Annotated in this window: 14 protein-coding genes; 10 read left to right on the top strand and 4 right to left on the bottom strand. The window is 64.4% G+C overall.

Going from position 1 to position 14,460, the window contains the following annotated elements; translation table 11 throughout:
- Nucleotides 1–73 precede the first annotated feature (73 nt).
- The 7 genes from AAC071_RS13625 to AAC071_RS13595 all read left to right on the top strand — a co-directional run bounded on the left by AAC071_RS13625 (nucleotide 74) and on the right by AAC071_RS13595 (nucleotide 5,383).
- A complete protein-coding gene (locus tag AAC071_RS13625; RefSeq protein ID WP_339833386.1) occupies nucleotides 74–526 on the top strand; it encodes a GNAT family N-acetyltransferase in 453 nt (150 codons plus the stop codon).
- Between the two features lie 115 nt (nucleotides 527–641).
- On the top strand, nucleotides 642–1,493 hold the full coding sequence (locus tag AAC071_RS13620) for an SDR family oxidoreductase (RefSeq protein WP_339833384.1): 852 nt from the start codon (nucleotides 642–644) through the stop codon (nucleotides 1,491–1,493).
- Nucleotides 1,494–2,004: 511 nt separating this feature from the next.
- Nucleotides 2,005–2,148 carry a hypothetical protein gene (locus AAC071_RS13615; RefSeq protein WP_339833382.1) on the top strand — a complete coding sequence of 48 codons (144 nt, stop codon included), beginning with the start codon at nucleotides 2,005–2,007 and terminating at the stop codon, nucleotides 2,146–2,148.
- A 133-nt stretch (nucleotides 2,149–2,281) separates the two neighbouring features.
- Nucleotides 2,282–3,202: a hypothetical protein gene (locus AAC071_RS13610; protein WP_339833378.1), complete on the top strand. Its 921-nt coding sequence runs from the start codon at nucleotides 2,282–2,284 to the stop codon at nucleotides 3,200–3,202.
- Nucleotides 3,203–3,243: 41 nt separating this feature from the next.
- Nucleotides 3,244–3,822, top strand: a complete 579-nt coding sequence (locus tag AAC071_RS13605) for an OsmC family protein (RefSeq protein ID WP_339833376.1) — start codon at nucleotides 3,244–3,246, stop codon at nucleotides 3,820–3,822.
- A 131-nt stretch (nucleotides 3,823–3,953) separates the two neighbouring features.
- Nucleotides 3,954–4,319, top strand: coding sequence for a group 1 truncated hemoglobin (locus AAC071_RS13600; RefSeq protein WP_339833373.1), 366 nt, complete (start codon nucleotides 3,954–3,956; stop codon nucleotides 4,317–4,319).
- An 11-nt stretch (nucleotides 4,320–4,330) separates the two neighbouring features.
- Nucleotides 4,331–5,383, top strand: a complete 1,053-nt coding sequence (locus AAC071_RS13595; RefSeq protein ID WP_339833370.1) for an adenylate/guanylate cyclase domain-containing protein — start codon at nucleotides 4,331–4,333, stop codon at nucleotides 5,381–5,383.
- Nucleotides 5,384–5,485: 102 nt separating this feature from the next.
- Here the strand turns inward: AAC071_RS13595 and AAC071_RS13590 are convergent, their stop codons facing one another.
- Nucleotides 5,486–6,196, bottom strand: coding sequence for a Crp/Fnr family transcriptional regulator (locus AAC071_RS13590; protein ID WP_339833367.1), 711 nt, complete (start codon nucleotides 6,194–6,196; stop codon nucleotides 5,486–5,488).
- A gap of 229 nt (nucleotides 6,197–6,425) precedes the next feature.
- Between AAC071_RS13590 and AAC071_RS13585 the strand changes: the two genes are divergently transcribed.
- Nucleotides 6,426–6,716, top strand: a complete 291-nt coding sequence (locus AAC071_RS13585; protein WP_339833364.1) for a BrnA antitoxin family protein — start codon at nucleotides 6,426–6,428, stop codon at nucleotides 6,714–6,716.
- A 130-nt stretch (nucleotides 6,717–6,846) separates the two neighbouring features.
- Here AAC071_RS13585 and AAC071_RS13580 read toward each other — a convergent pair whose 3' ends face one another.
- Together AAC071_RS13580 and AAC071_RS13575 are read right to left on the bottom strand one after the other, a co-directional pair.
- On the bottom strand, nucleotides 6,847–10,176 hold the full coding sequence (locus AAC071_RS13580; RefSeq protein WP_339833361.1) for an autotransporter domain-containing protein: 3,330 nt from the start codon (nucleotides 10,174–10,176) through the stop codon (nucleotides 6,847–6,849).
- A gap of 189 nt (nucleotides 10,177–10,365) precedes the next feature.
- Complete coding sequence (locus tag AAC071_RS13575; RefSeq protein WP_339833358.1) at nucleotides 10,366–11,445, bottom strand: TIGR03032 family protein; 1,080 nt, start codon at nucleotides 11,443–11,445, stop codon at nucleotides 10,366–10,368.
- A 214-nt stretch (nucleotides 11,446–11,659) separates the two neighbouring features.
- On the opposite strand from AAC071_RS13575, the gene AAC071_RS13570 reads away from it, so the two are divergent.
- Nucleotides 11,660–11,929, top strand: coding sequence for a hypothetical protein (locus tag AAC071_RS13570; RefSeq protein WP_339833355.1), 270 nt, complete (start codon nucleotides 11,660–11,662; stop codon nucleotides 11,927–11,929).
- Nucleotides 11,926–12,597 (top strand): response regulator transcription factor, encoded by a 672-nt coding sequence (locus AAC071_RS13565; RefSeq protein WP_339833353.1) that lies wholly within the window; start codon nucleotides 11,926–11,928, stop codon nucleotides 12,595–12,597. Before AAC071_RS13570 ends, AAC071_RS13565 begins: the two co-directional genes overlap by 4 nt.
- On the opposite strand, the gene AAC071_RS13560 is transcribed toward AAC071_RS13565, so the two are convergent.
- Entirely contained in the window at nucleotides 12,587–14,356 is a 1,770-nt protein-coding gene (locus tag AAC071_RS13560) for a hybrid sensor histidine kinase/response regulator (protein ID WP_339833351.1), read from the bottom strand. The genes AAC071_RS13565 and AAC071_RS13560 overlap by 11 nt on opposite strands.
- Nucleotides 14,357–14,460 lie beyond the last annotated feature (104 nt).

Below are 14,460 nucleotides of genomic sequence, written 5' to 3'. Positions count from 1 at the left end.
TCTGACGACCAAAGCACACTGTGTTTTGCAGAGGAATCCCCAAGGGGAGGGTGGTAGGAAGGAGGCTGCCGTCTTGTCTGCAAAAACCATCCGCACACGTCCCTTCACCGCCGCCGACCACGAAGGCTGGGACACCATGTGGGCTTCCTATCTCGCCTTCTACGAAACATCGCTGCCGCCCGAGGTGAGCGCCGACACATGGGTACGCTTCCTCGCGCCCGCGCCGAACCATATCGGCCTGATCGCCGAAGGCACGGACGGCCCGCTCGGCTTCGCCCATGCGCTCCTCCATCCCGGCACCTGGAGCCCGAAGCCGGTCTGCTATCTCGAAGACCTCTATGTGAAGGAAGAAGCGCGCGGGCGAGGAGCGGGCCGCGCGCTGATCGAGGCGCTGGCCGCCAAAGGCCGCGCCGACGGCTGGCTGCGCCTCTACTGGCAGACCGACATCGCCAACGCCACCGCCCGCGCCCTCTACGACAAACTCGCCCAACCGCGAAACTGGGTCAGATACGATCTGGACCTTTAAGGGTCGAGTCTCTATCTAGGTTTGACGATTTTCTTCTCTTCCCACCCTCCCCTCGGGGAGGGTCAAACGGGCGAAGCCCGTTTGGGGCGGGGGCGCCAACCGGGGAACCAGCAAAATGAAATCCATCGTCGTCACCGGCGTCTCGACCGGCATCGGCCATGCCGCCGCAAAGGTCCTGATCGAAAAGGGCTTCCATGTCTTCGGCTCGGTCCGCAAGCAGGCGGACGCCGACAAACTCAGGCAGGAATTCGGCGCGAGCTTCACGCCCCTGGTCTTCGACGTCACCGACGAAGCGGCCATCCGCGCGGCCGCGGCGGAAGTCCGCACCGCGCTGAAGGGCGAAACGCTGGCCGGCCTCGTCAACAATGCCGGCATCGCGGTCTCGGGCCCGCTGCTCGAAATCGACCCGGCCGATTTCCGCACACAGATGGAAGTCAATCTGACCGGCCCTCTGCTGGTGACCCAGGCTTTCGCGCCGCTCTTGGGCGCCGACCGATCGCTGAAGGGCCCGCCCGGCCGCATCGTCAACATCTCGTCGGTCGGCGGCATCCGCGCCATGCCCTTCATCGGGCCTTACGCGGCATCGAAATTCGCGCTGGAAGGTTTTTCGGAAAGCCTGCGCCGCGAGCTGATGCTGTTCGGCATCGACGTCATCGTCATCGGCCCGGGCCCGGTCAAGACCGCGATCTGGGACAAGGCGGAAGAGATCGACATCGCCCGCTACGGCAACTCGCCCTGGCTGCCGATCCTCGAGAAATTCCAGAAGGTCTTCATCGACCAGGGCCGCGAGGGCCTGCCGGCCGAAACGCTGGGCCGCCTGATCCACAAGGCACTGACGACGCCGAAGCCGAAGGTCCGCTACGCCGCCGTCAAGGGCCGCCTCGCCGAAAAAATCCTGATGGCCGTCGCCTCGAAGCGCACCCTCGACAGGATGATCGCGAAGATGCTGGGGCTGACGCCGAAATAGCGAGGCCCGTTCTCTCCAGCCGTCATTGCGAGCGGCCGCTTGAGTTTCGACGCCGACAAAAAATGGAAGTGTCACCCCGGGGCTTGTCCCCGGGGCCCACTCGCAACGCCTCTTGCCCCACCGGTCGAGAAACCCAACACCCCATCCCCCAAACCTCATGGCCCGATTTATTCGGGCCATTCACGTCTTTCTTCTCATCTACTGCGGCCCCGCGTCGGCCCCTGACGGACCCGCATACTCGGCGCCTCTGCGCCTCTGCGTGAACAATTCCTTTCTTCCCTTCTTCCGCGCCTCCGCGCCGGAGCCTGTCCTCGGGATCGCCGAAGGCGATACCCGTGGGCGTGCAAAATCTTCTTCCTTCCTGCTCCCCCCGAAAAAAAATCCAGTTCTTTTTCGCTTGTGTGACGCCCGTCACGGAGCGCCGCGCCTGTCTGCCCTATCAAGGACCCATCGGACGACACCGATGCAACGGCCCCCCGGGCCCCTCGACAGAAAGACAGGAGATATCGAAATGACACGCCTTCCCCGGATGGCAAACGAAGCCGCCATGATCGTCGCGACGGTCTGCATGCTGTCCGTGATCGCCGTCCCCCTCGGCCGGGACTTCCCGGCCATGCGCTGGATCGAACCCCCGATCGTCCATGCGCAAGCCTGACGCGCACCGCCGCGGGCCCCGGTAACCCCCGACCGGAAACGGGTCCCCTCCCGCCCGTATCGCCCCGCGGCGGCGCCGTCTTCCCCCGATAGAGAAAGATTCAACGCTCCCTCCCCCTGAAAGGACCATTCCGATGAACGCTCCCCTCGACAATTCGACCTTCCGCAATGCCCTGGCCGCTTCCGAACGCGTCAACTGGCGCGTCGAGGACCTGATCGGTCCGGGCCGCATGCTCGACTTCACCCGCCCCTTCATGCCCGAGGCGCTGGCGCGCACGTCTGACATTGCCTGCCTCTCGCCGGCCGAGCGCCTGGCCTTCAACCAGATCCGCGGCCACGAATATCTCTACATCTTCGGCCTGGTCGAGGAATTCATCCTGCCCTTCGTGATGGATCATGCCCGGCCCGAACTCGGCGCCGACGACTGGCGCGACCGCGCCCTGCTGCAATTCGCGGCCGAGGAGGCAAAGCACATCCATCTCTTCAAATGCTTCCGCGAAGCTTTCCTGTCGGGCTTCGGCACGCCGGTCGAGGTGATCGGCCCGGCATCGGCGGTCGCCGACAAGGTGCTGTCGCATACGCCGCTCGGCGTCGCGCTGACCATCCTTCACATCGAATGGATGACGCAGCGCCACTACAACGAAAGCGTCCGCGACAATGGCGATCTCGATCCGCTCTTCCGCAGCCTGCTGAAGCATCACTGGATGGAAGAGTGCCAGCACGCCCAGCTCGACACCGAGATCGTCAAGGCGCTGGCCGCCTCGATGGCGCCGGAAGAGATCGAAAAGGGCATCGAGGACTATTTCGCCATCGGCATGTTCCTCGACGCAGGTCTCGCCCAGCAGGGCGAATTCAACATCGCCGCGCTGGAACAGGCCTGCAACCGCCGCTTCTCGGCCGCCGAACGCGACGAGATCGCGGCCGCCCAGCAGGGTGCCATCCGCTGGACCTATCTCGGCTCCGGCATGACCCATCCGAAGCTGCTCGAAACCGTCGAGGCGATCTTCCCCGGCGGGCGGGCGAAAGTCGAAGCCGTGGCGCCGGCTTTCTGCTGAAGGCGCCGCTCCCCCAACCCTGAATGAAACGGAGAACCAACATGAGCAAGCATGAAAAGATCGGCGGCGATGTCGAACGCGTCAACGGCCTCGATCTCGCCGCCCTCGGCGAACTGGCCGGCGAAATCGGCAAGGACGTGTCGAAAGGCATGGTCGAGTTCCGCGTCAACACCGCCTGGCGCGGCCGCACGCTGAGCGAGACGACCGTCGAGGCCTTCACCATGGGCGGTGTGCGCGTGCCGCGCCGCTTCACCGTGCCCATCGACGAGCCTTTCGAATTGCTCGGCGAAAACAACCACGCCAATCCGCAGGAAATGCTGATGGCCGCGCTCAATGCCTGCATGACGGTCGGCTATGTCGCCAATGCCGCGCTGAAGGGCATCGTGATTGAGAAACTCGAGATCGAGACCCATGGCACGCTCGACCTGCGCGGTTTCCTGGGCCTCGATGCGGCCGTGCCGGCCGGCTACGAGACGCTGCACTACACGGTGCGCATCAAGGGCTCGGGCTCGGAAGCCGATTTCCGCGAGATCCACGAGACGGTGATGCGGACCTCGCCCAATTACTTCAACCTTTCGCGCCCGATCGCGATGCAGGCCGCGCTCTCGGTCGAAAGCTGAACAGGTGGCCCTCCCTTTTTGACACAGGCGGCCGGCGGATCTTCCGCCGGCCCCCATTTTTTTGGACAGGAGAAGCGATGATGGGACTATACTCCGGCCCCGGAACGAAACGGCAGCGGGGGCGCGGGCGCGTGAGCAAGACCATTTTCGAACGCAATGGCGGCTTTGCCGCCATCCGCAAGATCGTCTCGGCCTTCTACGACAAGGTGCTCGACCATCCCGGCCTGCAGCGCTATTTCGCCGATATCGAGATGCGCCGCCTGGTCGACCACCAGACGCAGTTCATCGCCTCGATCACCGGCGGTCCGGCCACCGTCTCCGACGATGTGCTGCGCCGCGTCCATGCGCCGCTCGGCATCTCCCGCGCCGAATATGCCGAACTGGCCGGCCTGCTGAAGGAGACGCTGGAGGATTTCGATTTCGCCGCCGACGATGTCGCCCATGTCCATCGCGAGGTGATGCGGCGCGAATCCCTGATCGTCGTGCGCTACGACTGAGAGGGCGCGCCATGACCGCCGGACAGGAAATGCTGCGCACCGCGCTTCAGAGCCTCGGCACCGCCGTGGCGATCGCCGATCCCGAAAGCTGGGAGATCCGCTTCGAGAACGCCTGCTTCTTCCAGTGGTTCCCGCCCGGAGACGACGACCCCGACGCGCCGCTGCCGCGCCGCCTTTCCGCGCTCGATACTGAGAAGGCGGCCACGCGCCTTGCGGCCGGCCGCGTCTTTTCGCGCGACACCGACGTCAAGGCCGGTGCCCGCACGCTGAGCCTCGCACTCGATCTGCGCCGCATCGACACGGAGGAGGGCCCGGCCGTCCTGGTCGAGGCGCGCAACGTCTCGAAACAGCGCGAAGCCGAATACATGCTCGATTCCTATTCGCGCATGGCCGAAAAGAACGCCCGCGAGCTGCAGCGCGAAAAGGAGCGCGTCGAGAAGCTGCTGCTCAACATCATGCCGCGCTCGGTCTATGACGAGTTGAAGGATTTCGGCACCACCACGCCGCAGCGTTTCGATTCCGCTTCGGTGCTGATGCTCGATTTCATCGGCTTCACCGACATGGCGATCGCCAGCGATCCGGGCTCGGTCGTCTCCGAACTCAACGACATCTTCTCGGCCTTCGACCGCATCACCGAACTCTTCGGCTGCGAGCGCATCAAGACCATCGGCGATGCCTATGTGGCGGTCTCGGGCGTGCCCGAAGCCGTGCCCGATCACGCGGCCAACATCGCCCGGGTCGCCCTGCGCATGCGCCGCTATCTCGAAAAGCGCAACGAATCCCACCCGACGAAATGGCATTGCCGCATCGGCGTCTCGACCGGCGCGCTGATCGGTTCGATGGTCGGCATCCAGAAATATGTCTACGACATCTTCGGTCCGGCGGCCAATCTGGCCGCCCGTCTCGAAGCGCTCTGCGAACCGATGCAGATCCTGATCGACGAACCGACCTTCGCGCTGATCGGCCAGGAATTCGCCACCGCCGATCTCGGCGGGATCGAGGTCAAGGGCTTCGGCACGCAGCGCGTCCGCGCCCTGCAATACGAAACCCGCGCCCGCTTTTGAGCGGAATTGTTTTCGATTGAAGAAAGCGACGGCCGGCGCTGGAGCGTTTCCAGATGAAGTGGAAGCCGGTTCACCGTCCGGAAACGCGACAAGACAAAGACTCTAGTCGCTTTCCTCGGCGATCTCGGCCAGCGCCGCCGCGTCGCGAAGCGACAGCCGCCCGCGCCCGAGTTCGAGCAGCCCGGCCTCTTCCCATTCGCGCAACTGCCGGTTGACGTTCTCGCGCGCCAGCCCGACATGCGCGGCGAGCTCGCCCTGCGTGATCTTCAATGGATGCGGCCCCTCATCCACATCCACATCCCCGTTCGCCGCAATGCCGGCCAGCCGCAGCAGCCCGCGCGCCAGCCGCGGCCCGATCCCGAGCGCCGTCGAACTCGCCTCGACGAGATCGTTGGTGCGCCGGAGCCGCGCGCACAACACGCCGATCACCCGCAGCGCCACATCGTGATGCCGCGCCAGAAAGGGCAGCAGGTCGCGCCGCGTCAGCATCATCACTTCCGAGGCCTCGACCGCGGTCACGCCGGCGGCGCGCGGGCCGCCATCCAGCACCGCGATCTCGCCGATCGCCTGGCCGGGCCCCGCATAATCGAGCACCACCTCGCGCCCCGAGGCGGTCAGGATGTGGATGCGCAAGAGCCCCGTCAGCACCACCAGCATCGCCTCGCCCGGATCGCCCTGCGCGAACACGGTCTCGCCGGCCGCCAGCCGCCGCCGCCGCGCGATCGCGGCCAGCTCCGCCCGCTCGCTGTCCCCCAGCGCCCCGAGGATCGACCCCCCGGGCAGCGCCTTCAGCTCCTCCGCCGCATGTTTCATCGAAAACCCCCCACACCACCGGCCCCATTAAACCCCTGCATCGTCCGGCGCGGAAGCCGCTGTTGAAATTATTGATAATCGTACATACAAATAACAATATCTCTTTGTGAAGCGGACGAGCGGCGCTACATCGCCATCGGAGAGATCGACGGCATCGTCGTGATCGTCGTCGTCTTCACCTGGCGCGGCGAAAAGAGACGGATCGTCTCGGCACGGAAGGCCGACAGGAATGAGCGCAAAGCGTACAAGGAATGGCGCGAAGCCCAGGCGGGCGGATGAGCTCGCGCGGCTGAAGGCGAAGCCCGACAGCGAGATCGACTATTCCGACATCCCCGAACTCGGCCCGGAATTCTTTCGCGCCGCAAAAATGCTGATGCCCGAGGAAGCGCAGCCGGTCACCATGCGCCTCGACCGCTCGGTGATCGACTTCTTCAAGCGTGGCGGCCCCGGCTATCAGGCCCGCATCAACGCGGTGCTGCGCGCCTATGTCGAAACCGTCGGCAAGGCGGAGAAACGCTGAAGGGCGCCCTTGTACTTCGGCGCAAGGCGCCAGTCTTTCTCTTCTTCTCTGCGCCTCCGCGTGAACCCCTTCCTTCCTTCCCGACACGCGGAATCCGCCCGCAAACCTGTCGAAAAACCTGCGGCCTAGACTAGAAGGCGAGGCGAATGGCCGCCGTCAGGCTGTGTTCCTGGTAGTCGCTCTGGAATTCACCGTCATAAAGCACCCGCACCGAAACCTTGTCGTCGAGCTCGTATGTGAGACCCGCACCCGCTGCAAGGCTGAAGCGATCTCTCGGCGTGGACTGGCTGACGAAGGTGCCGCCCCCCGCGATCGAGCCGGTCAGCGCCTCGTTCGGATCGGCCAGCTCCTCGAGCCCGCGGATATAGACTTCCGGAATGAGCTTCGCACCATTATCCATCACATGCGTGTAGCGCGCGTTGACGCCCAGCGCCGCACGGAGCGAGGTCACCTCCTGCGAGCCGACCGTCGTCGGCAGCGGTCCCGTCTCGGTGTAGCCGTCGATCGACACATGATTGAACCGCAGGCCGACATTCGGTGTGACATCCCATGAACCGTGGGTGAAGACCTTGCCTGCTTCCACGCGCGCCATCACCTGCGAACCGTCATAATCGGCCGAGTTGACGCCGCCCAGCGCCGTGCGTCGACTCTCATAGGCGTTGATGCCGTAGCCGAGAGTGGCGTTGACGTAGAAGTCGGAGGGCCGATACGTGCCGTAGAGAAGCGCCCCGAACCCTTCGATGTCCTGCGAGCTATTGGCGCCCGCACCGTTCTCGTCCACCTTGGTGTTTGAATAGAATACCGCGATGCCCGCGCGGAACCGCGCGCTGATGTCGCCGTCGACGCCGATCGACGCGGCGAACGTGTCGCTGTCGAAGCCGTTCACATTGTCCGGCGTATACTCGGCCATGCTGCCGCCGATGCGTCCCCAGAGGGCGACATTGCCGACACCGCCAAGGGCCATGTCGCCCGCCGAGACGCCGGTCTGGCCCGTGCCGCTGTCGACCACAGCGAAACCGCCGCCCGACAGCCGGTCCATCACGAGGTCGAGCACCATGTCGGTTGAAACGATCGTGCTGCTGCCATCGGAGCCTGACTCGGAAGGCAGACTGTCCTGCACGAGCTTGTAGAGTTGCGCTTCCTGCTCTTCCACCGGGAACCGCGCGAGGTAGATAACGATCGGATTGTCCGCCGGTGCGTTCTCGATGAAGCGGTCGATGGCGTCGGCGATGCTTTTCGCGTTCGTGCGGCCATTGTTGTTGTCCGTCGCCTGCGAGGCCGTCAGCACGCGCTCGACGATCAGATAGAGTTGATCGCCGAGATCGCCGCTGCGAATTTCATGCGTGAAGTCGAAAAGCGTCGTGTTGTCGTAAACCGAAACGCCGTAATCGGAAATGCCGTCATGGGCATCGGCGATCTGGATCTCGTTTCCATCCGTCAGCTCGATGCCGCGCGTCACATCTGCATAGATCTGCGACCCGTCAGCGAAGGTGAGCGTGCTGCTGCTGAGGAATCCGTTCGTGCGCACCCTCTTCTTGAGTTGCACGTTCCTATCTTCCACCGCATAGGGCTCGTCGACGCCGACCGTGAACCGGCCAAGCGCGCCGAAGGTCACGTCGCCGCTGACATGGATCTCGGAATCGGCGGCAACGGAGAGCGTCGCAACCTGCTCGGCGGCAGGGGCCTCGCTGTTCCCGGTCACGTTCACCGTGTGGGCATCGAATCTCACATACCCGCCAGACACATGCGCTGTCGCGCCATTGTAGACGTTCACCTGGGTGCCGGACGCCTCCATGGACATCTGCTGGACACCGCCATCGCCGGTCATATTGACGTCGGGAGCCCCTGCGGAGTTGAAGATGTCGACGCCGTAGAACTCCGTCACGCCGTCGAAGAAGTTCACGGTCTGGAAGTTCTCGATGGCGCGCCCGGAATAGCCCGAATTCAGAACCAGCGTATCGGTCTGCCGGAAATTGAGCGTGGACGCGGGCTCCGGCTCCGGGTCCATATCGACGTCGAACGGCACGACGCCCATTACGATCCTCGTGCCCCGGGAAACGATGGCGCCGTCGATCGCGTTGCCGTCGCCGCTGATGGTGACGACATTCTCGCCATTGCCGACGGAAATGGCGACCTCGCCGTCGCCGACCGTGCCCCCGATATTGTTGACCGTCGTATCCGTGGCATAGGCGAAGTCGATGGTGCCGTCGATCGTGCCGGTGTTCTCAACCGTCATGCCGCTGGTGGCCCGGGCCTTGACCGCGATCCGCCTGCTGCCGCCGCCATTCACATCGCCCGTGATGGTGCCGGCATTGCTGATCGTGCCCGACCTCGCGCCGCCGGCGACAACGGCGATGCCCGAAGCGCCGGAAGAAATCGTCGCACCTTCCGCATTGGTGATGTTGACCGTCGGCCCGGTGCCGACAATGCCGGTCGAATATTCCGACGTGACCGTGATCGTGCTGTTGTTGGTCAGGTTCGTCGTCGCGAGGCCGTAGGAGGTGCCGAACATGGCGGTCGAATAGTCGCCGCTCACCTCGATCGTGCCGTTGTTCGTTCCCGTCACCGTGTCGCCGCTGAGCGCGATGCCGGTCGAGTAATTGTCGGTGACGTAGATCGTGCCGTCGTTTGTCGCGTTGGCGATGCTGCCCTGGGCATAGAGCCCCGCGGCGCTCTCACCGTTGACCGTGACGGTGCCGCCTTCGAGATTGTTCGCTTCGGCCGTGCCGTTGGTCGCTGTGGCGGTCAGCCCGTTGGCGCTGTGCCCTCCGGCGGTGATGCTGCCCGAGTTTTCGGCGAGCGCCGAACTTCCACCGCGGCTGACAAGGGCGTCGCTGTGATCCCCGGTCGTGACCACGGTGCCAGCGTTGCCGGTTTCGGCGGTGCCGCCCGAAAATGCGTAAAGCGCGAAGCTCGTCTCGCTCGTGGTCGATGCGTAACCGCCTTCCTTGTTCTCGACGCGCGACGTGCCCGTCGTGCCACTGGCGGACAGTGCGTCGTGCCGGGCATAGGTGTAGTGGCTCGGCGTGACGCCGGTGATGACGGAGCCGTAATTTTTGATCGTCGATCCGTCGCCGGTGACGCGAATGCCCGCATTGACGCCCACCGCGAAGGCTTCGCCCGTGGTCTCGATGCTGAAGGTTTCGTCCGCCGTCACCGTCGCACCGTTGCCCATGATGAGAACGCTGCTGTCGCCATTGTCGCCGCTGCAGATATAGGTCGTCGGCGAGCCGTCCTGCGCGCAGGCGGCCGGAGCTGCCCCGGCGGGAATCCCGAACGCCATCACGGAGGTCGACGAGAGAAGCGCCGCCGCAAACAGACGCTTCAGCCCTTTCGCCGCCCCGCCGTCGCCGGAAGTCTCCGCGACCGCCATGCTGTAGTAGCTATAGGCGTTGCTGTTCAACTGCTCGCGGAATGTTGCGGCTTCCGCCGCCTTGTCGATCCTGGCTCCGGACGTCATCGCATTCCCCACATGTACACTGCATCGCCCTGTGCGGTCGCGCGCTCCGCAACCGACTGCAACTTCGGCTTAGGGAATCCGGTAAACGCCGCCAATCACCCGAAATGGTGAGCGAAGCCGGAGTCGCAGAGGATTCCGGCGGATTCGGCGCTGAGGAAAATGTGAAACTTGGTTAAATCGCGAGGCCGTTCACGACGAAGCCGGTCTGTCGGCCTCATCCCATCCCTCGATGGTGATCAGCGACTGGATCGTCGGGTCGAGCAGTCCCGTCGCCATCGGGTTCTTCACGCCGGGCAGCGTGAACACGTCGAACAGTTCGCGGATCTCGCCGGTAAACCGGATCCACTGCACCACGTCGCCGCTGCGCGTATCGATCACCTGCACCCCGCACCAGGGTTCTGCGTCCCGCTTCTCGAGTTCGCCGTCGAGTTCGAGCCCAGAAAAGCTGCCGTCGCGCGGCAGCGACAGGCCCACGAACGCGAAGGGCCCGTGAAAGGCGAGACCGCGCAAAAAGCCCGGCAGGAAGGCGATCGTTTCAGTCTCGCCGGTCCTCTCGTCGACCGTGCAGAGCCGCCCGCGACCCGAATCGAGAACCCAGAGCTTTCCGTTGTGAAGCCGCGGCGAATGCGGCATCGAAAGCTTCTGCGTCACAAACGCGTTGGTCTTCACGTCGACAATCAGGCCGCCCTCGGCGCGCCGGTCGCGCCACCCCGTCACCACGTCGCTGCGGCAGACAGCGGTTACGTATCGCGCCTCGCCGTCCTGCATCGCCAACCCGTTGAGATGGCAGCGATCTTCCGGCGCCAGCCGCGAGATGAAAGGCGGCTTCCAGATCGGTTTGAAGCTGTGCGTCGCGCTCGGTGTTGCGAGGCAGGAATATTTCGTGTTGACGAAGATGACGCGGCCCGATTTCTCGACGCCGACATCGTGAACATCGAGATCGCCCGTCGTCTGCGCATTGCGCGGCACGTAATTGCGGTCGAATTCGCCTTCCATCTGACCCGGCCCCAGCACGTTTTCGAGCCGCCAGATCTGGAAATGATTAGCGAGGAAGATCCGCTGCGGCGTCGCGGAAACGCCCATTGCGCGCACGAAATGCCGCTCGTGAAAGCTCAACACGCCGTTTGCCTGATGCCCGACCAGGTAAAGCCGTCCCGACTGGTAGGAGGTCAGCCCGAAGCTGACATTGTTCTGCTGGAGCCAGTTTGCGAAGCCTCGCGAACATGAAATCTGTGTTCCGGCCTTCGGCGCGGCTTGGGTCTCGGACATGGCGGCTCATACTTTCGGGTGATCGATCGTCGCGGCAAACGGGAATAAACGAAATGCGGCAGTTCAAGGCAACGGAATTCGGGAAGACTTGTCAAACTGTCCGGCGGCGGAGCGCCTGCGGCCCGCGAAGACGTCTGGACCGGGAGGCGCCGCGTCGGGCAGTATGCGCGCATGGGCGGCGCGGGCCGCGAACGGATACGAAAGAGTCTCGCACATGGAAATTCCTGCATCGGTCCGGTCGGCGGCGAAGGTGTTCAACACGCCCTGGGCCGTTCTTGCCGGCGCGGTTCTGATCGCGGCCGCCGTTCTGATCGCCGCCGGCGAGCCGCGCACCGCCTACCTGCCCAACCCGCAAGGCGGCATCTGGGTTCGCACATCGGCCGGTCTCTATCTGTGCGTCGCGTCGCGCGGAGCGCCGGCGCCCTGCATCGACATGCAAAGCGGCGCGAATGTGCGCTATGCCGATCTGGAGTTGCATCCTTGACCGGCAAGCTCGTCGAGATTGCCCTCGTCGACGACCACCGCATGTTTCTCGATGGCCTTCGCGAGGTCATCGTCTCGCTCGACCCGGCCTATCGCTGCACGGGCTTTGCCTCGCCGCATAATCTTCTGGCCGAGATCGAAAGCGGCCGCCGCTACGATCTGATCGTCTCCGACCTCGTCATGGAGGAGATGAACGGCGTCGCCCTCATCACGGCCCTCCAGGCGCGCAAATGCACGATCCCCGTGCTGATCGTCTCCGGCATCGACACGCTTCCGCCGGTCGAAAAGGTGCTGCGCATCGGCGCCATGGGCTTTGTGCCGAAATCGGCGCCGGCAAAGGTGCTCGGCACGGCCATCGAACAGGTGCTGCGTGGCGAGATATTCCTGCCGCCGGAACTCTGGTCCGTCATCGAGAACGATCCGCATTCACCCCGCCTCCCTGAAGGCAGATCGCCGGAACATGCGGGTGAGGAGCGGCCTGTCGGCGCCCGGCAGCTTGAAGTGCTGCGTCTGGTTGCCGAAGGCTACTCCAACCGCAGCATTTCCGAAGTTCTCGGCATCAGCGAGAACACGGTGAAGACCCACATCAAGCAGATATTCAAACAGTTGAGCGTCACCCGCCGCACCGCCTGCGTCAGCAAGGCGCGCGCCATGGGTCTCATCGATTGAACGCGGCCGCACTGCTGGTCTCGCAGAGAACGCGGCAGAGAAGCGTCGGCTCGACCGGCTTGTGCAGAATGCGCACGCTTCCCGTCGCGCCACCGGACATGTCCGCCGAAATGTCGCCGGTCATCATCACCGCGGCGATCTCGTCGTTCAGTTCGTCGCGTATCCGTTCGATCACCTGCATCCCCGTTTCGCCGGCGCCGAGACGCTGGTCGACGATCAGCACGTTCGGCATGACGTCCATGCGGTCGAGAAGCCGCACGGCATCGTCGCCCGATTCCGCCGCATAGACCTGGCAGCCCCAGCTCGACAGCACGGTCGACATGCCGTTTCGGATCGCGTCCTCGTCGTCGACAATGAGAGCGCAGATATGATCGACACGCGGGTCCGGCAGCGGCTGCTCCGGCATTTTTTCGTTTGCGTTTTGTAACACGACGGCGCCCGGCAACGTCAGAACGAAGCTTGTTCCCTTTCCGGACTCGGATGTCAGCACCGTCTCGATGTCGAGCATCGCGGTGAGACGGCGCACGATCGAAAGACCAAGTCCGAGCCCTTTTTCGCGGTTGCGTTCGCGGTTGCCGAGCTGCACATATTCCTGAAACACCGCCTGCTGCTGTCCGGCGGGGATACCGATACCGGTATCGGCGATTTTCACTTTCGCCTGCTGGCCGTCTGGCTGCACCGCCAGCGTCACCGTGCCGCCCGCATCGGTGAACTTAATCGCATTGGACAGGAGGTTGCGCAGGACTCGCCCGAATAGCATCGGATCGGTCCGCGCTGCCGTCGGCACGACATCGATGTCGAGGCGCACGCCCTTGCTCTCTGCCACGGCCGAAAACTCGTCGGCGATCCGTCGCGCCAGCGCCGCCATGTCGACATGACGGAAATCGGCAACGATGGCGCCGGCATCGAGCCGCGATATGTCGAGCAACCCGTCGAGCAGACTGCCGAGCCCGCGCCAGCTCGCCTCGATCTTGTCGAGAAGCTCGATCTGCGCTGCATCTTGCGTTCGCTCGCGCAAGGCGGCCAGGAAGAAGCCCTGGGCGTGCAGCGGCTGGGCGAGGTCGTGACTGGTCGCGGCCAGAAACCGCGTCTTTTCCTCGCTCGCCTTTTGCAGCGCTTCGTGTTGCCGCGACAGCGTTTCCATCAGGCGCCGATTGTGTTCGACGGCGATGGCGTCGCGCGTCGCGATCTCGACCCGCGCCGAGGCCGACATGAAGAAGACATAGGCGAATAGCGTGCCGATGCCGACGGCGCTGAGCGGCCAATCGGCAGCAAAGGAAATCCACCCCGCATAGGGCAGCAGCGCGCAGGACGCCAGTGCCACATAGGAGCGGCGATAGGCCGATTGGGGGGAGATGCCGCCCAGCGTCAGGCTGAGCAGCATGATGCCGGTCGAATAGATGCTGATGTCGGCGCCGGGATCGGCAAGCCACGCCGCACCGAGGCCCCAGACGAGCCCGGTCGCCGCCGCTGTCGCCGTATGCCAGAAGAGATAGTTGCGCGCATTGGCCAGGGAGAGGCCGCGCTTCTCATAGAGTGCGGGCAGAAGCAGCGTAAGGCCGATCATCGCCGTCGCCCCCGCCGCCCAGATAGCGATATCGAGGAGAGGCGCCATGAAGGTCAGAATGACGGCATAGAGCGAAAGCAGCATGAAGACCGCCAGCGCTGAACTCCACGCCCGCCCCTTCAGCAGCTCCGCCCGGCTGAGATCCAGTACCTCCGGCGAAAGCCGCATCGCCTCGATATTGACCGTCTGCAATTCCCGCCCCCCTCGCTGCCCGCGCAACCATGCGCCGCCGCGGCCCGGAATGGCAACAGCTCCCCCTTTCCGCCACGCGGAATCCGCCCGCAAACCTGTCGACA

Source organism: uncultured Parvibaculum sp. (assembly GCF_963975745.1).
Lineage (GTDB): Bacteria > Pseudomonadota > Alphaproteobacteria > Parvibaculales > Parvibaculaceae > Parvibaculum.
Note: the sequence above shows the minus strand (reverse complement) of the source record. Positions and strands in the feature narration are given on the sequence as shown.